The sequence below is a fragment of the Bombella sp. ESL0378 genome (assembly GCF_009725845.1).
Taxonomy (GTDB): Bacteria; Pseudomonadota; Alphaproteobacteria; order Acetobacterales; family Acetobacteraceae; genus Bombella; species Bombella pollinis.
Genome location: NZ_WNIF01000005.1, coordinates 324,163 through 347,730, shown reverse-complemented (window position 1 = coordinate 347,730; position 23,568 = coordinate 324,163). Strand labels below are relative to the sequence as shown.

General features: G+C 54.3%; 21 protein-coding genes. 6 read left to right on the top strand and 15 right to left on the bottom strand.

Going from position 1 to position 23,568, the window contains the following annotated elements; translation table 11 throughout:
* Positions 1-67 precede the first annotated feature (67 nt).
* Both serA and GM556_RS03165 read left to right on the top strand, forming a co-directional pair.
* Positions 68-1,330 (top strand): phosphoglycerate dehydrogenase, encoded by a 1,263-nt coding sequence (gene serA / locus GM556_RS03170; RefSeq protein ID WP_155573507.1) that lies wholly within the window; start codon positions 68-70, stop codon positions 1,328-1,330.
* 97 nt (positions 1,331-1,427) lie between these two features.
* The gene (locus GM556_RS03165; protein WP_099026012.1) at positions 1,428-2,924 is read left to right on the top strand and encodes a YifB family Mg chelatase-like AAA ATPase; all 1,497 of its coding nucleotides are present in this window, start codon (positions 1,428-1,430) and stop codon (positions 2,922-2,924) included.
* 46 nt (positions 2,925-2,970) lie between these two features.
* On the opposite strand, the gene GM556_RS03160 is transcribed toward GM556_RS03165, so the two are convergent.
* Both GM556_RS03160 and metC read right to left on the bottom strand, forming a co-directional pair.
* On the bottom strand, positions 2,971-3,162 hold the full coding sequence (locus tag GM556_RS03160; RefSeq protein WP_155579224.1) for a hypothetical protein: 192 nt from the start codon (positions 3,160-3,162) through the stop codon (positions 2,971-2,973).
* Positions 3,163-3,249: 87 nt separating this feature from the next.
* Positions 3,250-4,473 carry a cystathionine beta-lyase gene (metC, locus tag GM556_RS03155; RefSeq protein WP_155579223.1) on the bottom strand — a complete coding sequence of 408 codons (1,224 nt, stop codon included), beginning with the start codon at positions 4,471-4,473 and terminating at the stop codon, positions 3,250-3,252.
* Positions 4,474-4,622: 149 nt separating this feature from the next.
* On the opposite strand from metC, the gene GM556_RS03150 reads away from it, so the two are divergent.
* Entirely contained in the window at positions 4,623-5,366 is a 744-nt protein-coding gene (locus GM556_RS03150) for an endonuclease/exonuclease/phosphatase family protein (protein ID WP_155573506.1), read from the top strand.
* On the opposite strand, the gene cls is transcribed toward GM556_RS03150, so the two are convergent.
* The 11 genes from cls to hpnA all read right to left on the bottom strand — a co-directional run bounded on the left by cls (position 5,284) and on the right by hpnA (position 18,614).
* Positions 5,284-6,705 (bottom strand): cardiolipin synthase, encoded by a 1,422-nt coding sequence (gene cls, locus GM556_RS03145; RefSeq protein WP_155579222.1) that lies wholly within the window; start codon positions 6,703-6,705, stop codon positions 5,284-5,286. The genes GM556_RS03150 and cls overlap by 83 nt on opposite strands.
* 19 nt (positions 6,706-6,724) lie before the next feature.
* Positions 6,725-8,935, bottom strand: a complete 2,211-nt coding sequence (parC, locus tag GM556_RS03140; RefSeq protein ID WP_155579221.1) for a DNA topoisomerase IV subunit A — start codon at positions 8,933-8,935, stop codon at positions 6,725-6,727.
* Positions 8,936-8,978: 43 nt separating this feature from the next.
* Positions 8,979-9,749 (bottom strand): DNA repair protein RecO, encoded by a 771-nt coding sequence (recO, locus tag GM556_RS03135; RefSeq protein WP_155579220.1) that lies wholly within the window; start codon positions 9,747-9,749, stop codon positions 8,979-8,981.
* 87 nt (positions 9,750-9,836) lie between these two features.
* Positions 9,837-10,748 (bottom strand): translation elongation factor Ts, encoded by a 912-nt coding sequence (gene tsf, locus GM556_RS03130; protein WP_155573030.1) that lies wholly within the window; start codon positions 10,746-10,748, stop codon positions 9,837-9,839.
* A gap of 124 nt (positions 10,749-10,872) precedes the next feature.
* Entirely contained in the window at positions 10,873-11,661 is a 789-nt protein-coding gene (gene rpsB / locus GM556_RS03125; RefSeq protein WP_099026018.1) for a 30S ribosomal protein S2, read from the bottom strand.
* A gap of 171 nt (positions 11,662-11,832) precedes the next feature.
* The gene (locus tag GM556_RS03120) at positions 11,833-12,462 is read right to left on the bottom strand and encodes a hypothetical protein (protein WP_155579219.1); all 630 of its coding nucleotides are present in this window, start codon (positions 12,460-12,462) and stop codon (positions 11,833-11,835) included.
* Positions 12,462-14,417, bottom strand: a complete 1,956-nt coding sequence (gene shc, locus GM556_RS03115; RefSeq protein ID WP_266137687.1) for a squalene--hopene cyclase — start codon at positions 14,415-14,417, stop codon at positions 12,462-12,464. Before shc ends, GM556_RS03120 begins: the two co-directional genes overlap by 1 nt.
* Positions 14,418-14,450: 33 nt before the next feature.
* Positions 14,451-15,743 (bottom strand): hydroxysqualene dehydroxylase HpnE, encoded by a 1,293-nt coding sequence (gene hpnE, locus GM556_RS03110; RefSeq protein ID WP_370513575.1) that lies wholly within the window; start codon positions 15,741-15,743, stop codon positions 14,451-14,453.
* Complete coding sequence (hpnD, locus tag GM556_RS03105; RefSeq protein ID WP_155573027.1) at positions 15,740-16,624, bottom strand: presqualene diphosphate synthase HpnD; 885 nt, start codon at positions 16,622-16,624, stop codon at positions 15,740-15,742. The genes hpnE and hpnD overlap by 4 nt, the downstream gene beginning before the upstream one ends.
* 86 nt (positions 16,625-16,710) lie before the next feature.
* Positions 16,711-17,580 (bottom strand): squalene synthase HpnC, encoded by an 870-nt coding sequence (hpnC, locus tag GM556_RS03100; RefSeq protein WP_155579217.1) that lies wholly within the window; start codon positions 17,578-17,580, stop codon positions 16,711-16,713.
* Positions 17,581-17,606: 26 nt separating this feature from the next.
* Positions 17,607-18,614 (bottom strand): hopanoid-associated sugar epimerase, encoded by a 1,008-nt coding sequence (gene hpnA / locus GM556_RS03095; RefSeq protein ID WP_155579216.1) that lies wholly within the window; start codon positions 18,612-18,614, stop codon positions 17,607-17,609.
* A 148-nt stretch (positions 18,615-18,762) separates the two neighbouring features.
* Between hpnA and GM556_RS03090 the strand changes: the two genes are divergently transcribed.
* Both GM556_RS03090 and GM556_RS03085 read left to right on the top strand, forming a co-directional pair.
* Positions 18,763-19,755: a lysylphosphatidylglycerol synthase domain-containing protein gene (locus GM556_RS03090; RefSeq protein WP_155579285.1), complete on the top strand. Its 993-nt coding sequence runs from the start codon at positions 18,763-18,765 to the stop codon at positions 19,753-19,755.
* On the top strand, positions 19,756-20,649 hold the full coding sequence (locus GM556_RS03085; RefSeq protein ID WP_155579215.1) for a prephenate dehydrogenase/arogenate dehydrogenase family protein: 894 nt from the start codon (positions 19,756-19,758) through the stop codon (positions 20,647-20,649).
* Positions 20,650-20,779: 130 nt separating this feature from the next.
* Here the strand turns inward: GM556_RS03085 and pyk are convergent, their stop codons facing one another.
* Together pyk and GM556_RS03075 are read right to left on the bottom strand one after the other, a co-directional pair.
* Positions 20,780-22,144: a pyruvate kinase gene (gene pyk, locus GM556_RS03080; protein ID WP_099026025.1), complete on the bottom strand. Its 1,365-nt coding sequence runs from the start codon at positions 22,142-22,144 to the stop codon at positions 20,780-20,782.
* 24 nt (positions 22,145-22,168) lie between these two features.
* The gene (locus GM556_RS03075; RefSeq protein WP_196424589.1) at positions 22,169-23,068 is read right to left on the bottom strand and encodes an SH3 domain-containing protein; all 900 of its coding nucleotides are present in this window, start codon (positions 23,066-23,068) and stop codon (positions 22,169-22,171) included.
* 173 nt (positions 23,069-23,241) lie between these two features.
* On the opposite strand from GM556_RS03075, the gene GM556_RS03070 reads away from it, so the two are divergent.
* Positions 23,242-23,562, top strand: coding sequence for a hypothetical protein (locus tag GM556_RS03070; RefSeq protein WP_155579214.1), 321 nt, complete (start codon positions 23,242-23,244; stop codon positions 23,560-23,562).
* Positions 23,563-23,568: the final 6 nt, after the last annotated feature.

Genomic DNA, 23,568 nt, shown 5'->3' with positions numbered 1-23,568 from the left:
GATAAAGAACGATTCCTTTCGTGCCGCGCTCATGTTGGCACCCGCCCTTATGATGAGGTTACCCGCTATGACCCTCTCCCTCGCTAAAGACCGTATTAAAATCCTTCTGTTGGAAGGGATTCATGACAGTGCGGTTAATTACCTAGAGCAACAAGGCTATGCCTCTGTTACCCGCTTAAAAGGAGCTTTAGAGGGTGATGCCCTTAAAGAGGCCCTTGATGGCGTCCATATGGTCGGCATCCGCAGTCGTACGCGCCTTACAGCCGAGATTATCCATTCTGCTAACCGCCTAATGGCGATTGGCTGCTTCTGCATTGGGACCAATCAGGTGGACCTTAATGCCGCGCGTATGGCCGGTATTCCTGTCTTTAACGCACCTTTTAGCAATACGCGCTCCGTTGCGGAGCTGGTCATGGGCGAGATTGTGATGCTCCTCCGCCGCATCCCCTCCCGCTCGGAAGCCTGCCATCAAGGTGGATGGGAGAAATCCGCCGCCAATGCGTGGGAAGTACGCGGCAAGACAGTCGGCATTGTTGGCTATGGCTCCATCGGCTCTCAGCTTTCTGTTTTAGCGGAATCCTTCGGCCTGCGCGTACTTTACTACGATATTGCCCCGCGCCTGCCCCATGGGAACGCCATCGCCGTTGCCTCGCTGGAGGAATTGCTGAGCCAGTCCGATATTGTCACCCTGCATGTTCCTGAAACACCAGAGACAAAAGACATGATTGGCGAGGCAGAAATCCGTGCGATGAAGCCTAACTCCATCCTCCTCAATAATGCCCGTGGTACGGTTGTGGACCTTGAGGCCCTTGCCCGCGCACTTAAAGATAAGCATTTGATGGGGGCTGCGATTGATGTTTTCCCTGTCGAGCCAAAAAGCAGCCAAGAGCGTTTTACCACTCCGCTGCAAGGGCTAGAGAATGTGTTGCTCACCCCTCATATTGGTGGCTCCACGATGGAAGCACAAGAGCGCATCGGTGTGGAAGTCGCCCAAAAGCTGGTGGAATATTCCGATGTTGGCTCAACCATCGGGGCGGTCAATTTCCCGCAAGTACAGCTTGGCGAACGCCCCGGTGGGATGCGCTTTATGCACGTCCATGCCAATCAGCCGGGTATTTTAGGGCAAATCAACGATATTTTTGCGAAGTCGGCCTGCAACCTCACAGCGCAGTTCCTCCAAACAGATGGCGAGCTTGGCTATGTCGTCACCGAGGCTGAGGCTCAGCCGGGGCAGGACATCCCCACATTGGAGAAAGCCCTGCTCGAGCAGCTTCGCGGTTTGAAAGGGACGTTACGGGCCCGCTCTATCCGCCCGCTCATGAGCGCGTAAAGAGGCCTCGCCTCTCTATCAGCCCCGCCCATCATGAATACGCCTATGATGGCGGGGTATCGTCCCACAAGCCCCTATATGACGGAATCCTAGCGTTATGGCGGTTACGCCTCCTTCCCTTGCCCGCATCCAAAGCTTCACTTTTATGGGGATTGATGCTTTGCCGGTCATGGTGGAGGTGCAAATCTCCAGCGGGTTACCGTCTTTCATCATCGTTGGTATGCCCGCCCGCGCTATTGCGGAATCACGCGAGCGTGTACGGGCTGCCCTCTCCGCTATGGGGCTTGCCCTCCCCCCTAAGCGCATCCTTGTTAATCTCACACCAGCAGACCTCCCCAAAGAGGGCGCGCATTTCGACCTCCCTATTGCGCTAGGCGTCCTTGTCGCGATGGGCGTCATCCCACCAGAGGCCACAGCCCCGCTCACCGCCTTGGGGGAAGTCGCCTTAGATGGCACGATAAACCCTGTTAGGGGCGTTCTTTGTGCGGCATTAGCGGCTGTCAGCCAGGAGCGTGGATTAATCTGCCCGGCCTCTCAAGGGGCAGAAGCCCGTTGGGGCCATCCAGAGCTTAACATTATTGCTGCCCCGACCCTTAAGGCACTCATTGGCCATCTTCGCAAAGAACAACCCCTCCCGCCAGAGCCTCCACCCACGCCACAACCTCCCGATTACGGGCCGGACCTCAAAGATGTTAAGGGCATGATGCAAGCACGCCGTGTGTTGGAGATTGCCGCAGCGGGGCGTCATTCCCTGCTGATGTCTGGCCCGCCGGGCTCTGGCAAATCTATGCTAGCAAGCCGCCTACCGAGCATCCTGCCTGAGCTTACCCCTGCTGAAATGCTGGAGACAAGCCGCATCCATAGCATTAGCGGGCTATTACCGGCGGGTAGGCTCATCAACCGCCCGCCTTATCGCGCACCGCATCATAACACGACCCTCCCTGCCCTCGTTGGCGGCGGTCCTAAAGCTATGCCCGGCGATATTAGCCTCGCTCACAATGGCGTTCTTTTCCTTGATGAACTCCCCGAGTTCCCCCGTAATTGTCTGGAAGGTTTGCGCCAACCTGTTGAAACAGGGGAAGTAACCATCTCCCGCGCGGCACGGCATACGCAATATCCAGCGCGTTTCCAACTCATCGCAGCGATGAATCCCTGCCGGTGCGGCTATGTCCATGATGCCGAACGTGCTTGTAAAAAAGCCCCTCGTTGTGCGCAAGAATACACTGCCCGCATCTCCGGCCCGATGATGGACCGCATGGATTTATGCGTCCATGTCCATTCCCTCTCCCCCTTAGAAATCAGCCGCGCCCCTACGGGTGAGAGCAGTGCAGAAGTACGCGCGCGTGTCCAACAAGCTTACGACCGCCAACTCGCCCGACAAGGGGCATGTAATGCGGCTATGCCGCCAGAAGGCTTTGCCTTTGAGGACGAAGCCCGCACCCTTGCCGAGCAAGCCGCCCTACGGATGAAACTCTCTCATCGCGGTATTACGCGCATGTTCCGCGTAGCCCGCACCATCGCGGATTTAGACGCAGCCACCACCGTACAAAAACAGCATGTAGCCGAGGCTCTTTCTTACCGTAATGCGCTATAGGCCCCGAAGACACGCGCCCTTACCTGATGTGATAGAAAAGCACGTTCTACTCAGTATGTTCTGGCCAACGAATAAAGCGATTTAACGCCCATTCCTCAAGAGCTTGGAACATCACCTGCTCCATTGTCTCATTATGTGAGGCAGTATAGTCCTTCAGGGCCTCTAACGCCTCTGTCTCTAGGTTAAGCACAAGGAACAACGCATTGGTCATAATACGCTCCTTTAAAACCAAGGTCATCTTCCCTCCAGGAAAGACGATTCCCACGCCTCACGCATTGATATAGAACAATAGAGGTCCTTAATACATTAACGCGTAGTAAATTAACTATGTAAGTAACGTCAAGGCCTTAAAGAAATCTGCTTTCAGGTCATCTACATCCTCTAGTCCCACTTGGACACGAAACGCCGCCCCGCTGGGCAAACCTTCATGATGCGTCCGCTTCAAACCACCAGATGTAGGCAGTACAAGGCTTTCATACCCGCCCCAGCTTACGCCTATACCAAATAGCTCCAAGCTCTCTAACATAGCCATCATCGCCTCTTGCGTGATGCCCGCTGCTAATTCCACACCAAATAGCCCACTTGCATCTTGGAAATCCCTCTTCCAAAGCGCATGACCGGGACAAGAAGGCAGAGCAGGATGACGCACACAAGCAACCTCTGGTCGGCTCTCCAACCATTGCGCTAACGCATAAGCAGAGCGGGCTTGCTGTGCCAAACGCACGGCCATCGTTTTTAAACCGCGTAATGTCAACCAGCACTCATCTGGTGCGCCACAGGCCCCAAGCTCAATCGCTGCACGGCGCAAGGCCCGCCAATCCTCTGGTTTTTGAACCGTAATCGCCCCTAAAATCACATCGGCATGGCCTGCGGGGTATTTCGTCAAGGCTTGGATGGACACATCCACCCCATGGGTAAAAGGCTGAAACGCCCCAATCCCCCATGTATTATCCAGCAATAAGCGTGCCCCCACCCCATGTGCTATCCGCGCTAACAGGGGAATATCTTGGACCTCAAATGTATGGCTACCGGGGCTTTCTGCAAAGATAACCGCTGTATGAGGCTTCATATAAGCCCGCAATTCAGCCTCGTTCGCACGCGGAGGATAAAAGCTGGTTTCCACCCCAAAGCGGGCCAAAAAATTAACCGCAAAACGCCGTGTCGGCCCATAAACCGAATCGGGTAATAAGAGATGATCCCCGCCCTTTAAAAAAGCGAGCAAGGCTACTGTACAAGCAGCTAGGCCAGAATTAACAACCTGCGTATGCTGCCCGCCCTCTAGCGCGGCAATAACACGCTCTAACTCATGCTGAACGGGGTTACCCATTGCCCCATAAACAAGCTCATGCTCATAAGCCCGTGCCCCTTGGGCCTCCATATCCGCCACAGTGGGGAACACTACAGTAGAGCCACGCTCGATAGGTGGATTCACAAAACTACCATCGCGCTCCGGCTTTTGCCGCCCCGCATGGGTTAAAAAGGTCGCTAATTTCTGCCAACCAGCCCCAATAATGCGCTCTGATGATTCAGATGATGGTGTCTTTTCCATATCCACCCCATAGCCCCCCTTGCTGGATCCGTTTCGCTCTTTATAGCGCGCCGCCTAACCCTAAACTACCCAACTCGGCTTCATGGTGTTTTTCCTCTTAAAAACGGTATAGAATGAATCTTTCTATTGCTAAATCTCAGGCCATGTTCATGCAGGATTCGACAATACCCTCTACCTCCTATCTTCGGCTCGTTAGTTGGAATCTCTTCCATGAAGATGGTGCCACATTAGAGGATATTCGCCTGCTACTGCGTACAACCAAGGCTGATATTTTACTGATGCAAGAATGTCGCCCTTTTACAAACCGCTTACCAGACCTCGTTGGTGGTCATTATAGCCGCCTCGCTTCCGAGGGGCGTGTGCATGGGACAGCTTGTTGGAGTCGCTTCCCCTTCCAAACCCCGCCCCGGCTGCACATGCTCCAACCGGGGCTAGTCGCTCATCGCTCGGCGCAATTATTGGAGTTTGATATTGGCTTCGGCCCCTTTACAATCGCCAATGTGCATCTCTCCCACGGTCCTATCCTCAACCGCCGCCAGCTACGCCTTATCCGGCAAGAACTCTCAGAGCGCGCCATCATTATGGGGGATTTTAACCAAGTTGGGCCTGCTATGCTCCGTGGCTTTAAAGATGTCGGCCCGCGTGAACAAACACATCGGATGCTTGATAAAGTCCCCCTCCGGCTGGATCGCTGCCTAACACGTGGCTTCTCAGCCCTAAGCCATCGCGCTTATCCCCGTTTTGGCTCGGACCACCGGCCTATTGCCGTCACCCTTTACCCTCATGATGAAGTGGAAACCTTTCTCCCCCTTAAAGGTAAGGGAGAAAGAGCCGACATACCCCATTACGCAACCTTGTCACCAACGGCCATACCTCAATATCCGACAAGGTAAGCCTGTCGTTACAATGGGCTAGGATGAAGCCCTCCAAATGAGCGGCGGTTGCCTCATCATGCAATGTTATGTTGCTCTCAAAATTGAGCCGCAATGACCGCCTATCCAAATTCGCGCTACCGACAAAGCTCCACATCGTATCGACTGTCATTAATTTGGAATGATTAAAGGGCGGCGCACCTAACCAAACACGACAACCAGCCTGTACCAACTGCCGCAAACATGCATCACGCGCATAATCGGTGATGGGATGATTACTTCTATGCGGCACAACAATATCAATCACCACACCACGCAATGCGGCTAATTCTAACGCTGTTGCAAAACGATCATCGGGGATGAAATAAGGCGTCATGAAACAAACATGATGCCGTGCCAAAATAATGGCTTGGAGGATGGTATATTCTATAAGCTCCACCTCCATATCCGGCCCAGATGTCACAACCCGTGCAGGAATATCCCCTGCTGCAACGGGGTCTGGGAAGTAACGCTCGCCGTCCAGCTCCTCCCGCGTTGTAAACGCCCAATCTTTAATAAAGACTTCTGATAACTGCTGTACAACGGGGCCTTCTAGGCGGAAATGTGTGTCTGCCACCGGCATACGGCGGTGGGTAGCGTTATTGAGGCAATTTTCATCCCCAATATTTAACCCGCCCATATAGCCAACACGGCCATCCACCACCAAAATCTTACGATGATCCCGCAAATTGACAAAAGGCATCCGCCACGGCCATAGCGAATGCATAAAACGCGCACAGCGTATATGACGTTGTCGCAACTGCTTGATAATGGGGCTATAGAGATAGCCACTGCCAATCCCATCCACCAACACACGCACCTCAACACCGCGCTGCTGCGCTGTGGCAAGGGCATCTACAAATTGGCGACCAATTTTATCATACCGAAAAATGTAAGAGCATAAGAGGATGGACCGCTCCGCCTGATGAATACTCTCCAACATATGCGGGTAGGCTTGGTCACCATTATGAAGGCACTCAACCTGATTCCCCTTCAATAAGGGTAAGCCCGTCAAGCCATCCAACATCTTAATCAACGGATTCATGAAACTATCTTGAGCATCATGCGTCCATTTAGCGAGGAAGGCGGTTTCCTCCGGGCTAGTATATTCCCGCAATTTTTGCGCACGCCGCCGCACCCGATTAATACCGAGGCATAAATATAGGATAGGCCCCATATAGGGCATAAACCAGCAAATGCCGATCCACCCTGTCGCAGCGGCCGTGTCCCGTTTTGTTAGCAACACATGCGCTGTAATACCGAGCGAGAACGCAATATGCAGCGCACCAAACCAAAAAGAGACTGAAAAGAACGATGCCATATAGGGCCGCACCCCTCTCTTAACGCCGTAACATCCATTGCGGTGCGACCCGGCCAGCACTCCCACGACGCCCCACAAGCGGTGATAAATCCTCTGGCGAGCGTGCCCGTTGGCCATCTTGCCATATCAGCCCTTCATCAAGGCAAAAGAGCCGGACTTGCTTTAAACTTGCCCCGGCAGCCAGTTTTTGCAAACTCACTCCCCCGCCTTTTGCCACTTCGGCCACTTGCTCCAACGGGAAAATCAGCGCGCGCTTATTGGTTGTCAGGCACAAAACATGCGTTCCCTCCGCTGGGAGGACATACTGCACCACAGCCCCATCGCGCAGATTAAAGACCTGCCGCCCTGTCCGCTTCTCAGCTGCGAGATTCCCGGCTGAAACCTGCATCCCGCGCCCATCACTGCTTGTCAGCATATAGCGGCTCTCATCATCACCTAATGCAAAGAGAGCCACCGGTTGGTCCTCTTGGGCAAGGTCTGCCAAAGTACGCACCGGCTGGCCAAAACCACGACCACGCGGCAGGTCTGCCACTTTTAACGTAAAAGCGCGGCCTCCTGCTGCCATCATGCACAGGCGGTCCGTACTCTGACATTCCACAGCATAAGCCAGCCCATCGCCTTCCTTAAAACGATGATTCGCTACATCATGCCCATGCCCCTTTACCGCACGGATCCACCCTTCTTGCGAGAGTAGAACCGTCACTGGCTCCCGCTCCACCGCAAGGGCGGCGGACGTATCAATAGTTGCAGGGGCTTCCCCTATAATGGTGCGGCGAGCCCCATAAGCTCCCCCTTCAAAAAGAGCCTGCATTTTTTGGAGGTCTTTACCGATCCGGCTCCAACGGCGTTTTTCAGAGCCTAAAAGGGCCTCCAACGTGGCTTGTTCCTTCCCAAGGCCATCCCACTCTTTACGTATCTCCATTTCTTCCAAACGCCTCAGAGACCGCAAACGCATATTCAACACATAATCGGCTTGCAATTCACTGAGGGAGAACGCCTTCATCAAAGCGGGTTTTGGCTCATCTTCCTCCCGAATGAGGCGGATGACCTCATCTAGATTTAGATAGACCTTTAAGAACCCTTCTAAAATCTCCAGCCGCTTCAATACCGCATCCAAACGGTGCTGCGTCCGGCGGATTAAAACCTCATGAACATGCTCTAACCATGCCTGCAATACCGCTTTTAGCGACAAGACCCCGGGGATTTTCCCTTGACTCAGCACATTCATATTCAAGCTAAAACGGCTCTCCAACATCGTATGTTTAAAGAGCGTCTCCATCAGCACTTCTGGGGCACAATTACGGGTTTTAGGCTCCAAAACCAATCTTATATCCGTTGTGCTTTCATCCCGCACATCTGCCAGAAGGGGCAGCTTACGCTCCTCCATCTTCTTGGCGATATCTTCGATCAACTTACCCTTTTGCACTTGATAAGGGATTTCCGAGACGATGATGCTCCATGCCCCAGCGCGACCTTTCTCTACAGCCCAACGCGCCCGGATGCGGAGACTCCCCCGGCCTGTCTCATACGCTTGGATGAGCGTCTCCCGGTCCTCCACCAATAGCCCTCCCGTGGGGAAGTCCGGCCCTTGGACAAGCTCTAAAAGCTCCGCGATGGTACAATCTGGTTTTTCAATCAATAAACGTGCGGCTTGGTAAAGTTCCGCCGCGTTATGGGGAGGGATGCTTGTGGCCATCCCCACAGCAATCCCCGCCGCCCCATTAGCCAACAAATTGGGGAACAACCCCGGCAAGACAACAGGCTCTTGGTCCTCATTATCGTAAGTCGGGCGGAAATCGACCGCATTATCGCCAATGCCTTCCAGCATGATGCGCGCGGTTTCTGTCATTCGGCTTTCTGTATAACGCATGGCTGCTGCACCATCGCCATCAATCGAGCCGAAATTGCCTTGCCCTTCCACCAAGGGATAACGCACAGCAAAATCCTGCGCTAGGCGGACTAACGCATCATAAACGGAAGCATCACCATGGGGGTGGAACTTACCAATCACATCCCCCACCACGCGGGCGCATTTCTTAAAGCCAGAGCTTGGGTCTAGCTTGAGCTGCTGCATCGCATAGAGCAAACGCCGATGCACGGGCTTAAGACCATCGCGCACATCCGGCAGGGAACGCGATGTGATAGTGGACATCGCATAGGCCAGATAACGCTCGCTCAACGCTTCTGCCAGCCGTGTATCTTCAATATGCCCGGCGTGGTCCCCCGTCATAAGCTCTCCTGCTCTCTTTATTCAGACGCATATGCGCAACAGGTTAGACACGCTCTTTGCCCTCATGTCCAGTGCTGCTAGCGACAACAGCCCGCTGTAAAGCGGCCATTAATCTCTCCCGCGCGGCAGGGAGTGGACGGTGATGCGTCGCAAAAACAGCCCGTTGCAGAAAATAACCGCTCAGCTGGGCTCCTTCTAGCCAATCTGCTGCGCGGCCTTCGGCCTCCTCGTCATATAAAAAGGACGGCAGAGGGAGAAGTCGATCCTTCCACTCCCCTGCCCCCTCCTCACTCACAGCGCGCCCCGTACGGGGGGAGACATAAGCAAGCCCCTCACTCGCCCCCGTAACAGCGCAGCGATCCAGCGTTAAGCCATAACCAAGCTCTTGCAGCAAAAGCAGCTCCCACCGCAAATAGAGCGCAACAGGCGGTTGAGCTGGGGAGACACTTAAAGCCCCTAAAAAATGCGTCAGAGAGGAAAAGAGAATCTCATGCGGCTCACGTTCTGCAAGGGCCTCGCTACAAAGGCTACACGCACTGCTCAACAAGGTTAGAGCGAGGGGATAATCCAACAGAAAAGACGCGCTGGGCCTAACAAGCTCTGCCGTCAAATAGCCTAGCTGCTCTGGCAGGCGGGCTTTCCAGCGGGCCATGATAAGGCTGCCCTCTTGCCACAAACCCGTTTGCCGGCGAGAGCGTCCCCCATGCACCAACGCATGATACATGCCACGCTTTTGCGTCAATATCGTAGCACGTAAGCTGCTCTCACCATGGAGGGACAACCGCAAAATAATCGCTGGCTCTTCCCACTCCATACGTCCCTCCCTTTTAGGGCCGTAACATGAAAAAAGCCCCCGCTATAGTGACGGAGGCCTTTTCTCATCATAAACCCCTAATAAGGCTTATTTCTTTTGGCCAGAAGCCGCAGCGACCTCAGCCGCGAAGTCTGTCTCAGCCTTCTCGATGCCTTCACCGAGTTTAAAGCGCGTAAAGCCGACCAGCTTTGCCCCAGCCTTTTTGACAACTTCCTTCACGCGGCTCTCACCGTCATGCACCCAGACTTGCTCCAGAAGAACCACTTCCTCATAGAACTTACGGATACGCCCATCGACCATCTTCTCAATGATAGCTTCTGGCTTGCCAGAGTTACGGGCTTGCTCCTCCAGCACCTTACGCTCATGCGCTACAGCAGCAGCATCCACGCTATCAATATCCAGAGCGGTCGGGCTGGTGGCTGCAACATGCATACCAATCTGACGGCCCAATGTGAGCAGAGCCTCACTCTCGGAAGGAGCCTCAATCGCAGCCAACACACCGATGCGGCCAACACCCGGACGCAGCGCACCATGAACATAGCTCGCCACAACGCCAGAAGGAACGCTCAGCACGCTCACGCGGCGGAGGCTCATATTCTCGCCGATTGTTGCGACAAGATGGGTCAGCTCATCAGCCACTGTACGACCAGACGGCATTTTAGCGGCCTTAACAGCCTCTAAATCATCACCGACCTTCAGCGCAACTTTGGCGATATCTTCCACAGCCTGCTGGAAGGCATCATTACGCGCAACGAAGTCCGTCTCCGCGTTCACCTCAACCAGAGCAGCCTTTTTGCCCTCAACCGCTACAGCAACGAGACCCTCAGCCGCCACACGGCCGGATTTCTTTGCGGCTTGGGAGAGGCCCTTCTTCCGCAACCAGTCAATCGCGGCTTGCATGTCGCCCTTAGCTTCGGTCAGGGCTTTTTTACAATCCATCATGCCGGCACTTGTTGCATCGCGCAGCTCGCGCACCATTGCTGCTGTAATCTCTGCCATAGTCTCTAACCTCTAATAACAAGCGGCACAGCCACGGGGACCCCACGGCTGTGCGGCTCTCTATACGCACATAGGCAGCGTAGCATCCCGCATAGGGCTAGATACTACGCTTACTTTATACAGCTCAGCCAGCTGTCGGAGCGGCAGCCTCGGCCTTCTCTACAGCGGCGGTCTCCTCCACTGGCAGCTCCGCAGAAGCCCCAATATCCTGGCCAGATGCTGCCAACTCGGCAGAGATACCATCCAGCACAGCACCGGAAATCAGCTCGCAATAAGTTGCAATAGCGCGGATAGCATCATCGTTACCGGGGATGGGGAAGGTCACACCCTTAGGGTCGGAGTTGCTATCCAGCACAGCGATCACGGGAATGCCCAGCTTATTGGCTTCCTCAACAGCCAGCTTCTCTTTGTTTGTATCAATCACAAACAGAAGGTCCGGCAGGCCACCCATATCCTTAATCCCACCGAGGGAGCGTTCCAGCTTCTCACGATCACGGGTGATGTCGAGGATTTCCTTCTTCGTCAGGCCCGTTGTATCGCCAGCGAGCATCTCATCAATGCCGCGCAGACGCTTAATGGAACCGGTGATGGTCTTCCAGTTCGTCAACATACCACCGAGCCAACGGTGATTCACATAATACTGGCCGCAACGCTGTGCTGCCTCTGCCACGAGATCCGCTGCAGCGCGCTTTGTCCCCACAAATAGGACACGCCCACCAGAAGCAACCGTGTCACGCACTTGCTTCAAAGCGCGGTCTAGCAGCGGTACAGTCTGCTGAAGGTCGATGATATGAACCTGATTACGCACACCGAAAAGATACGGTGCCATAGCAGGGTTCCAACGGCGGGTATGGTGACCGAAATGAACACCAGCCTCAAGCAGTTGACGCATTGTGAATTGTGGCATTGCCATCGTAAAATCTCTCTAACTCTGGTTAAACCTCCGCATAGCAACGCCCCCTTAACGGGAACACCAGGTGATTGCGGGCTATGCGTGCGAAATACACCTCCCCTTACGAAGGAAGATAGCTCTCCTATAAGCGAGGGAGGGAGAGAAAACAAGCCTCCCGCGCTGCCGCTGAGGCTAGGATGTTATTTTTTGTAAAAACCGCTCCATAACACGCCGTGCATGAGCAGCATCGCGCCCTAAACTGATAAGCGCACCAATTTGCAGCGGATGGCGTATTAGGGACCCCATTAACGCAGCAATATCAATGCGCCCCTCACGCAGCCCATCGCGCGCTGCAGGGGGAAGGTCTCGCCCCGCATCATCACACACAACACGCAGCACGGCAAAAGGCAGGCCCGCTTGTGCCACTAACCCGCTCTCCATATCCACTGTAGAACACTGGCTGCGCGTAAAGCAGGCGGCTTTTTCAACCGCACGATCGAGCATAATCGGGCTATGATACACCCCACCGCCGATGACCGCCTGCCCCGCCCCAAAACGCGTATTTAAGGCTGGGGAGGTCGGGTATTTTTTCCCTTCAACAAAAACGTAATCGGCAAGCTGTATCGTCCCCGGCTGTAAGGTACGGTCCAACCCACCTGCACAGCCAAAGGAGAGCAGCTCCGTCACCCCGGCTTCTTTTAGGGAGGCAACCGCCCGCTTCGCCCCTGCCTCATGCGCGTGGCTAAGGGCGATTTTCGCATGAGGGAAATAGCGTTCAGCCAAACGAGCCTCTTGCGCTAATCCCACAATAATGCCGAGCATTAAAAGCCGTACTCCACCCGGCCCGAATTACTAGAGGCCAAATTGCGATAACGCGACAAAGCCATAAGTGGGAAGAATTGCTTATAGCCATGATAGCGCAGGTAAAAGACCTTAGGGAAGCCAACAGCATTATAGGGGGCTTCGTGCCATTCCCCAGCCTCATCTTGCGCTTGGGTAAGATAAGCCATGCCACGTTGCACAGCCTCGCTCTCCTGCCGCCCAACAGCCATAAGCCCAAGGGTAGCCCATGCTGTCTGGGTCGGTAGGCTCTCCTTATACACCCCTTGCGGAGCCCCCTCATAACTGGCGCAATCCTCACCCCAGCCGCCATCATCATTCTGCACGCTTTCCAACCACGCAACAGCGCGTTGAATCATCGGGTCATCATGGGGGACACCGGCAATATTCAAGGCACATAATACAGACCATGTCCCATAAATATAATTCGTTCCCCACCGGCCAAACCAGCTACCAGAGGCTTCCTGCTCTTTGCGAATATAGTCGATCCCCTTACGGATAACGTCCTTATCCTCTGGGTGCCCCAACTGCGCTAGGAAGGAGATACACCGTGCTGAGACATCTACCGTTGGCGGGTCCAACAACGCACCATGATCTGAGAACGGGATGTGATTGAGAGCTTCGAGATCGTTATCAATATCAAATGCCCCCCAGCCGCCATTACTGCTTTGCATTCCAATAATCCATTCCCGCGCGCGCTCAATCGCAGGAGCGTTTTTCTCTGGGGCCATCCGATGCAGCAACATCCCGACAACGGCTGTATCATCAACATCAGGATAATAATCGTTTTTATATTGAAAGGCCCAGCCACCCGGGCGCAGATGCGGCGTATTAATCGCCCAGTCGCCTTTCACATCAAGAATCTGCCGTTCACGCAACCATGACGCCGCCTTCTCCAAAGCAGCCATTGTCTCGGCATTCTGTACAGCTTTGGGGCCTGTCGCGGCCTCCATCATCGCAAGACCAGAAAGCCCCGTATCCCACACAGGCGAGACACACGGCTGGCAATAAGCCTCATCGTCCTTCACAACCAGCAAATCTTGCACAGCTTGCCAAGCTTCTACAGCCCGTGGATCATCATCAGGCACGCCCATGACCCGATACATCATCACGACATTGGCCATGGAGGGGTAAATAGCCCCTAACCCACCCGCACTAAGCCGTTCTTCCACAAATTGAATGGTCGTCCGAATCGCTTTTGCATGAATAGAGCGTGGAATATGCGGCACAACGGGACGCAAAGCTTTATCCAGATAGGTAAAGAGCCGCCCCCAAATGGAGCGATAAGGCCCACGTATCCAATCCTTCACCTGTGCTGGGGGAGTTTTAAATAGCTCCTGCACATGCACACCACGCGGATTAATCGCTAATGGTTTACGCGTCACAAGAATCAAAAGCGAGGCAATGACCGTGCGGGACCAATAAGACATATTCCAAACGGAGAAGAAGGCCTTTCGCGGCAGTAACATCAGCTCTATCGGCATAACAGGGACGGCATGCCACGGCACTTCCCCATATAAAGCGAGTTGAATCCGCGTAAAAACGTTACTCCGCTCAGCCCCGCCATGTTGAAGGATGGCCGCACGCGCCCGGCGCATATGGGGGGCATTAATATCATCGCCAATCATCTTGAGGGCGAAATAGGCCTTCACGCTCGCTGAGAGGTCGAACTTCCCATCCGTATAAAGAGACCAGCCCCCATGCACCCCTTGGATACGCCGGAGATACACGCCTATTTTTTGCTCAAGAGGCTCATCTATCCGGTCGAGAAAGTGTCGCAGCAAGACATATTCAGCAGGAATAGTGGCATCAGCCTCTAGCTCGAAGACCCAATGACCATCTTCCTTTTGACGTTTGCCCAAAGCGGTGTGCGAGGCCTTAACCGCTTGCTCCACCGCTGTGGCATCAATTTTATGACGGGACAACGTCGCGCTCACTGAATCTCTCCTCCACTTTCCACAATATCGGCCTTATGCCACATCACTCACGGCCGAACGAAAACCCAACGCATCCACTGCGGCAAGACCAGATTTAATAGCCCCTTCAATCGTTGAAGGCAGACCGGTATCCGTCCAATCCCCCGCAAGAGCAAGATTAGCGTATGAGGTTTTTGCCTCAGGCCGCTTCTTATCCTGTTCTGGCGTGGCTGCAAAGGTGGCCCGTTTTTCACGGATCAACCGTGCAGCGGGCATTACCTCTGGCAGAGGATGCTGTAAAGCAGGATTTAACGCTTGCCGAAGCTCCTGCCACATATGGGCTAACATCTCGTCATTCTGCCAGCTTGCATAACGGTTCGCCGCACTCACTGTGACAGACAAAACCTCATCATGCAGAAAGACCCATTCCGCCACACCGCCGACAAGCCCCATAAAGCCTGCCTCACGCAATGCTGCATGCGGTTTAAGCGGCTCTGCCAAGCGATAATGCGCATTAGCAATGCTCTCAAATGCATCAGGGCCAGTAATGGAGGGCATCAACCCCGTAGCCACAGGGGCCGGTACAGCAAGAATAACGACATCTTCAGCCCCAAGGGAAACCTCCCCGCCAGATGTCTCTAACGCCGTAATGCGCCCTCCTTCTTCCCGCAAAGCAGATACGCGCGTCCCCGTTAATATTTGGGCATGAAAGCTCTCCAGATAAGCCATAGCCGGAGTGACGAAACTTTCTGACAAACCATGCGCAGCCGTCCAAGGGCAACATGCCGTCCCTCCCTTAGCTAAGGTTTGCCGCACAATATTGCCCAGCAAGCGGGCACTTCCTTGCTCAATATCCGTATTCAACGCAGAGACCGCCAAAGGCTCCAACAGACGGCGCGACAATGCTCCTGATGAGAGACATTCCCCCACACACATATCGTCATCAGCCTTCATCAAACGCGGGAGGGCCATCAACTCCCCCCATCTCATCCCCGGCACGCGATGCTCTTTACGGAATAACCAAAAGGGAATCCGCCCCTTAGAGAGCCGCAAGACCCAAGAAAGGTCCGCCTCTAAATCATACCACGGGAAAAGCGGCCTCCCCGGCCCTTTTAACGTACCGCGCGCACCTAAAAGGTCCAGATAACGAAATGTATAGGGATTTGCTGAAAGAATAAGGTGATTGCCATTATCAATCACGCAATCCAACGCTTTATCGTGAAAGGACCGTGCCCGCCCACCACAGGCAGGGCCAGCCTCATAAAGTGTTACCTGCGCTTGGGGAGCAAGCTCCACTGCGGCAGAAAGGCCAGCAAGCCCCCCGCCGATGATGTGAACATGGCTCACAGCGAGACCCCAAAGGCCGCTAAGAGCATGGAAAGCTTCTTCCATACCGAGCAGACCCGTAAAGGCGCCTCTGGGTTACTCCAACCACGCCGCCGGAGTGCGGCTAAGGTCACGCGGTATGAAGCTGCCATAATGCGCGCTGGCCGTACCGTTGCCGCAGGACAACGGGCCATCACCGCATAAGCTTTGCGGAAATGGTCTTCCGCCCGCCCTGCGATAATCCGGCACAACCCCTCTAGCCCGACAGCATAAAGAGCCTCAGTTGGATCGGCAGGAACGCCATAACGCTGCAAAAGCTCAGTAGGGAGATAAAGCCGCCCACGGGAGGCATCCTCTGCGACATCCCGCAAAATATTGGTAAGCTGCAACGCACGCCCCAGATGATAAGCCAGCTCATCCCCCTCTGGCTCTGGCGTGCCAAATATGCGAACAGAAAGCCGCCCCACAGCCGAGGCCACACGGTCGCAATATAAATCCAACGTGGCTTCATCAGGCGCAATAATGGGCGCGCCGCAATCCATCTTCATCCCCTCAATCACGGCGATGAAATCATCTTGCTGCAAACCGAATTGCTCAATCGCAGCATGAAGAACACGGTCCAACGCATCTTCTGTATGGCCTTGATACAAAGCAGCGATGCGCTCTTTCCACCCCTCCAAAACGAAGGCTGGGTCATCCAGAGGGATATCACCATCGGCAATATCATCCACCAGCCGGCAGAAAGCATAGATCGCATACATGCCATCGCGCTTTATAGGGGGTAGAATCTTCATCCCGCGCCCAAAGGATGTGCCAGAACGGTTAACGATCTCCTCCACATAATTTAGGTCCGATGGAGCGCAGGGCAAACCTTGGGACTCTTTGTGATGCGTGGAGACCATATCTTCCTCTTGCTTTTCTAACAGTAATGTAAATCTGTCTTACTCTTAAAGGCCATATCAGGCCAAGAGCTACACATTAAAAGAACTCAACGGATATACCGCATCGCCCAGCTTAATGCGCGCAGGCCATCTAGTTTGGTGAGAGCTACACGCTCTGCTATCGGGTCTTGATGGCGTAAGCGTGCGCTCAAACGGCGGCATAAAGCAACAATAACCGCAGCCTCCAAGCGCATCCGGCGGTCTTTTACCAAAGCAGGCAAGCGGGCCGCTTCCTCATTTAACGCATCAACATGGGCGAGCATTTGGTCAAACACGCGCCGCACACCCGGCTTACTCCGCGCGAGGAGGAGGTCCTCTATCCCCACATTTTCTGCCGCCAACCAAGGCAAAGGCACATAACACCGATTCAGCGTTTTAAGGTCACCCTTAACATCCTGCATGTGATTGACAATTTGCAACGCCGTGCAAAGCGCATCGGAAGGGCCGAATGTCTCCTCACTCTCTTTATGCAGCATCAGCAAAAACCGCCCCACAGGATTGGCGGAATAACGGCAATAATGCAGAAGCTCCGACCAATGCTCGTAACGGGCTTTCTCAGCATCCATAATGAAAGCGGTGATTAAATCGCCCCCCACCTCCAAAGGTAGGCCATGCTCTTGCAGCACAGTGCGTAGCACAACGGCACTCCACCCATCAGCGCGCCCAGCAGGCGGACGCCGCCGCCCGTAAAGGACATCCCGCAACGCTGTCAGCCGGTCCACCTTTTGCGTGGCAGAAAGCTGGGCATTATCCACCATATCATCAGCAATACGCGCAAAACGATAATAAGCATGGACAGCCGGCCTCACGCGCGGAGCAATGAGGAATGACCCGACCGGGAAGTTCTCATCCTTCATCCCTTTTGAGGATGAAACATCATGCGCCCCCCACAGGCGTGCCTCTTCTTGCTCTTGCATATAACCCTCCCCGCCCGACTCCGTTATCATGCTGAAAACTGCCCTGATTTATGGGTTTTAAACCACGCAATCGCATCCGTAAGGGCCTGACGCGCCGCACGGGGACGGTAGCCTAGCTCGCGCTCTGCTTTCTCTGAGGAGAAGAACATCAGCTTCTTAGACATCACCAGCATCTCCCGTGTTACGCGCGGCTCTATGCCACAACTGCGCGCTAATAGCTCCGACACACAGGCAACAGGATACAACCATGATTGCTTGAGCTGGATGCGCGGGGGTTTTCTATGCACAATCTCCGCTACCATGCCAAAAAGGTCCCCCAGCATGATATTCTCCCCGCCGAGAATATATTTCTCGCCAATCGTCCCACGCTCAAAAGCAAGGACGTGGCCTTCAGCAACATCATCCACATGGACGATATTCAACCCCGTCTCCACATAAGCGGGCATACGCCCTGTAGCAGCATCAAGAATCATCTGCCCTGTTGGGGTTGGCTTAATATCGCGTGGCCCGACTGGGGTGGAGGGATTTACAATCACCGCGGGCAGCCCTTCCTCCCGCACAAGGCGTAAGACCTCTTGCTCTGCACGATATTTAGAGCGTTTATACGCCCCAACAATCTGATCCTCCGTCACAGGGGATGATTCCGTAGCCGGCACCCCATTGCGGGCCGTGGCAAGAGCTGCAACGGAGGAACAATAAACAACCCGCTTTACACCTGCTTTTTTAGCCGCGATCATTAACTGACGCGTACCCTCCACATTCGCGCGCATCATCGCATCAGGGTCAGGCACCCATAACCGATAATCCGCTGCGACATGAAAGAGATAGGATACCCCCTCCAACGCAGCCTCCATGCTCGCTTGGTCGGAAAGGTCCCCAACAGCGAACTCCACCGGTAGATCCGCTACATTACTGCGGTCTGATGTATGGCGGACAAAAAGACGCAGCTTATGCCCGCGCTCTAGCAAAACGCGCGCCACAGCGGACCCTACAAAGCCGGTTGCACCGGTAATCAGGGTGATTTCTTCTGCCATAACCGCTCTTTCCTTCCTACCAGCATTATCTTGAGGGATATAAGCCCCCACTGCATAGCCGGTAAAGCCCCCTCTGATTGGACCTTCCTCCCAGAGTAGCCTAGAAGGGGTCAAACTGAACTGACTTGCGGCGGCCATCTTGAAGAAAATGCTCCCCTACATCCTGTCTCTGGCAGGAATTACCCTCTTTTGCATCCTCACCTTGCGGGCTGGGATACATCCGATTCTCCTAAGCCTTGCTAAAATTGGCCTCTCGGGCTTTTTTCTGCTGCTTCTCTGCCAACTCGCTATCAATTTTCTTCTCGGCTTCGCATGGAAGAGCAGCATCCCCGATATTAGTTTTACCCGGCTAACCGCCTCACGTTTTGTACGAGATGCCGCAGCGGCCTGCTTGCCTTTCTCCCAACTCGGCGGGATGCTACTTGGCATCCGTGCCACAACCGCTGGCCATGCCCGCCATACCACCAATGAGCAGCCCATTAACTGGATGGAGGGTATTGCCGCAAATATTGTCGATATTACAACCGAAGTTTTGGGCCAGATTGTCTTTATCATCATCGCCCTCCTGTGCCTGATTGGCCAGGCCGATGCAGGGCGGTTTATGTGGCCGCTCAGTATTGGGATGGTGTTTCTTACCTGCGGGGTGGCTGGTTTTATTTGGACACAACAACGCAGCGGGAACGCCCTGCAAGCCCTTGCACGCTTTTTTGCCAAACATATCTCCGCAGAATGGCGCGATGTCCTTGCCGATAATACTGAGAACTTCCAATCCTATATGGAAGGCTTATGGGGTAACCCGGCACGCATCGGACTAGGCGCGGGGATGCACCTTCTCTGCTGGATGGGCAGTGCTTTTATGACGTGGCTCTCCATCATTCTCCTTGGCGCGCATTGCAGCTTTCTCAATGCGTTAGCGATTGAAGGTGTTGTCTGCGGGATTATGTCTGCTGGCTTTTTCATCCCCGGCTCTTTAGGTGTGCAAGAGGCTGGTTATGTTGCTTTAGGGCATCTCTTTGGTATTAATGCCGACATCGCCATGAGCATTTCCCTACTACGCCGTGGGCGGGATATTGTCATCGGCATCCCTGTCCTACTCTTATGGCAGCTCTATGAGTTCCGGCATTTAAAGCGGCGTTCCTAAATGGCTGATACCCCCCCTCTCTTTAAGACCATAACCATCGTTGGGCCGGGATTAATTGGCTCCTCCATCCTCCGCCGTGCTCGACAAACAGGCACACTCGCCCAAAAGCTCATCGCTGCGGACTGCCAAGAGGCTGTTCTCCACCGCGTAACCGCGCTGAATATCGCTGATGAAACCACAACCGACCTCATCGCGGCAGCGGCGCAGTCTGACCTTGTAATTCTGTGCATCCCAACAGGGGCTATTAGAGCTGTTGCCGCCACTATCCTCCCCCATATGAAGCCCGGTTCTATTCTAAGTGATGTCGCCTCTGTTCGCAGCAACATAGGGCCAGAGATACACGCGCTCCTACCCGAGGGGGTAAGCTACGTCCCTGCCCATCCTATGGCAGGGACGGAATATTCCGGCCCGGATGCTGGCTTTGCCACCTTATTTGAGGACCGTTGGACGCTCCTCATCCCACCCCCCGGCACTGCACCGGAGGCCATCGCGCTTATGGAGGCCTTTTGGCACCGCTGTGGGGCACGCACACGGCAAATGACCGACCAATATCACGACCAAGTATGTGCCATTGTGAGCCATTTGCCGCATTTACTGGCCTTTACTATCTGCAACACAGCAGACCGGCTTTCGGCTGACCTACAAACTGATGTGTTAGAATATGCGGCCTCTGGCTTTCGGGATTTTACACGCATTGCGGCATCCGACCCGATTATGTGGCGCGATATTTTCCTGACCAATAAAGATGTCCTCCTCGCCACATTTAAGCGGTTTGAGGAAGATGCGCATCGCATGGTTAAAGCCATTCAAGAAGATGATAGCGAGGCCATAATGCAAAACCTCCAACGCGGGCGGCATATTCGGCGCGGCTTGATGCCAGAGCCCCAAAACTAACCGCCCTCACGCTATAACGACCCCATTATAAAAAAGCCCCCAGCAGAGGATGAACCCTGCCGGGGGCTTTTAGTCTCATCACCTCTGACGACTGAAACCATCAGAGGTGATGACCTGCAATCCGTAAGGATTAGACCTTAACAATACGCAGGTTCTTGGAGCTGTCGAGCAGAACAACATGCTCACCGCTCTTAGCGAACTCGCCAACAGCCTTCACATCATCCTTGCTGGAGACAACCTTCGGGAACACACCCCACACCACACAGAGACGACGTGATGTCTCCGCGTTGGTCAGAGCCACAACAGGCTCATGCGGACGCTCACGAGAGACCAGCACAGCACTACGGCCATTCTCTGTATGCACAGCCAGAGCCTCCGCACGCGCATTACGCGCTACATCAAAGGCAGACTTAGCCTGTGCCCCTTGGATGGTATGCTCAGCAACCGGGCGCATACGGTCCATACGGGCACGCCATTCTGGGTCCTGCTCCACGCGGGAGGTGACACGCACCATCGTTGCCACAGCTTCCGGCCCGAAAGAGCCAGCCGCACTCTCAGCAGAGAGCATAACAGCATCGGCACCATCATAAACGGCATTTGCAACGTCAGAGACTTCTGCGCGTGTTGCCACTGGGCTGGAGATCATGCTCTCCATCATCTGCGTTGCCACGATGACCGGGCGACCCTGACGGCGTGCCTCATTAATGGCGCGCTTCTGAATCACAGGCACATCCTCAGCAGGCAGCTCCACACCAAGGTCCCCACGAGCCACCATCAGACCATCAGAGAGACGGATGATTTCCTCAAGGCACTCAACAGCTTGTGGTTTTTCCAGCTTGGTGATGATCCAAGCGCGGCCCTTAACGATGTCACGTGCTTCTTGAATATCAGCCGGACGCTGCACGAAGGAGAGGGCAATCAAATCCACCCCGATGGAAAGGGCGAATTGAAGGTCCTTATGGTCCTTCTCTGTCAGAGCAGGGATTGGCAGAGCAACGTCAGGGACGTTCACGCCCTTACGCTCGGAAAGCTTCCCACCAACGAGGACTTCAGTCTCCAGAGAGTCTTTGTTCTTCTTGGTGACACGCAGAGCCAGCTTACCATCATCCAGCAACAGACGATGACCGACATCAATAGCAGAGATAATCTCTGGGTGCGGCAAGTTAACGCGATGAGCATCACCCGGAGCTTTATCAAGGTCTAGGTTAAACTTTTGCCCGACCTTCAGCTCAACCGGCCCGTCTTTAAACACGCCAACGCGCAATTTGGGGCCCTGGAAGTCCGCCAGAACAGCCAGAGGACGCCCCAGCTTGGCCTCAGCCTCGCGCACAGCTTTGTGGCGGGCGGCGTGCTCATCATGAGCACCGTGGGAGAAGTTCAGGCGGAAAACATTCACACCAGTCTTGGCAAGATTAAGAATCTGCTCAGCAGTCTGTGAAGCCGGCCCGAGGGTCGCAACAATCCGCGTGCGGCGATGATGGATGTTGGCTGTCATAACATTCCTCGACTTTTCATTTGGTCAGTCAGGCTGAATGATTTCATCGGGTAAAAGCCCCCATAACAGGCGGCGTTCAACCCACCCGTCATAGCCCCTGACTGTAACATGACACCATGATAAACCCTGTGGACAAGCTTTAATCGTACCAACTGTACCCGGCTCTAGCAGGGCAACAATCTTCTGATCAGGCTTCTCCGAGCTCATCAGCGGGACGTCACGATTCTGACCCCGTGCTACCTCTCCCGCAGACCGATAGGTCACAATGCGCGAATCAGCATGCCCCGTGATCGAAACTTTAGACGCATCCCCATCATAGGATGAGGAGCCGGGTATAAGGAAGGAACGGCTGCTATGCAGTGTGACCTGATGCACCCATCCCTTTTGGCCATCTGAGTCTTCCACAAGACGCCAAACCCCAAACTCACGTTCAATTTTCACCGGGTACCCACGGCGATGATACACCCAATCAATCGGGTACCGCTCACCCGGGCCGCGCCGCATATACACACGGTCTGCTCGCATAGAGGCAAAGCGTGGGAGCGGCAATTTCGTCTCCGTCCCTACATTATCGGGCACGGCTGGCGGAGCAGGATGGGCAGCTTTTGCAGCACTTGCCGCCGCGGCGGCAGCGGCCGCCTTACGCTCCAACGCACGATTACGCGCAGCCCCTCCCCCATGCTTGGCCGCATGAGGCGAGCCTTTCCCAGCTCCGGCTTTTGCTTTCGCAGCTTTCGCCTCCTTTGCATGAGCCTGCGCCCCTGCATGATGTTTGCCATGGTGATGAACGCGATGGTTTTTTTGAGACTCGTCTTGCTCCTGACCCACCCCATAAGCAGGCCCCCCGAGCGACAAGGCCATCACCGCAAAGGGCACAACCCCTTGCTTAAATAACCTGTGGGAAAAAGGAACAAACACTCTCATCCCCTTATCCCTGCCAAGGGATGAGCATTTGGGCAAGCCGTATTCACCCTCATTCCCCCAAAAAATGCCCCTATAAGGAGCAACCCTGCCCTGCCAGAAAAGCGGGGCAGAAACTTACCGGCAATACTGTAGGAGTATCCGTAGAAACTTTTAAAGCAGTGAAGGCGCACCAAATGACAGGCTCAGTAACAAAATCGCAAGCAGAAGAGATCCTCGCTAGACGAGTTCGTAGCTTTTTTGGCTCCGTAGACCTATACTTCAATGTTCATGGGCCCGATCGTAAGCGCGTAGAAGAAACCAAAAAGGAAATCGGTTCTCTTTTAACAAAAGAGGACGTACATCGCGTCATTGAACCAATCATTAGACATTGGCTCACCGAAGACTATACGCACTATGGTAGTGACAAGCGCGGAGCATATCGTAACTCAGAAAAGGAAACAAATCAGAAGATATCCGAGATGTGCAAGGAGGTTGCTGAGCATTTTGGCTCCTGAGCCTTA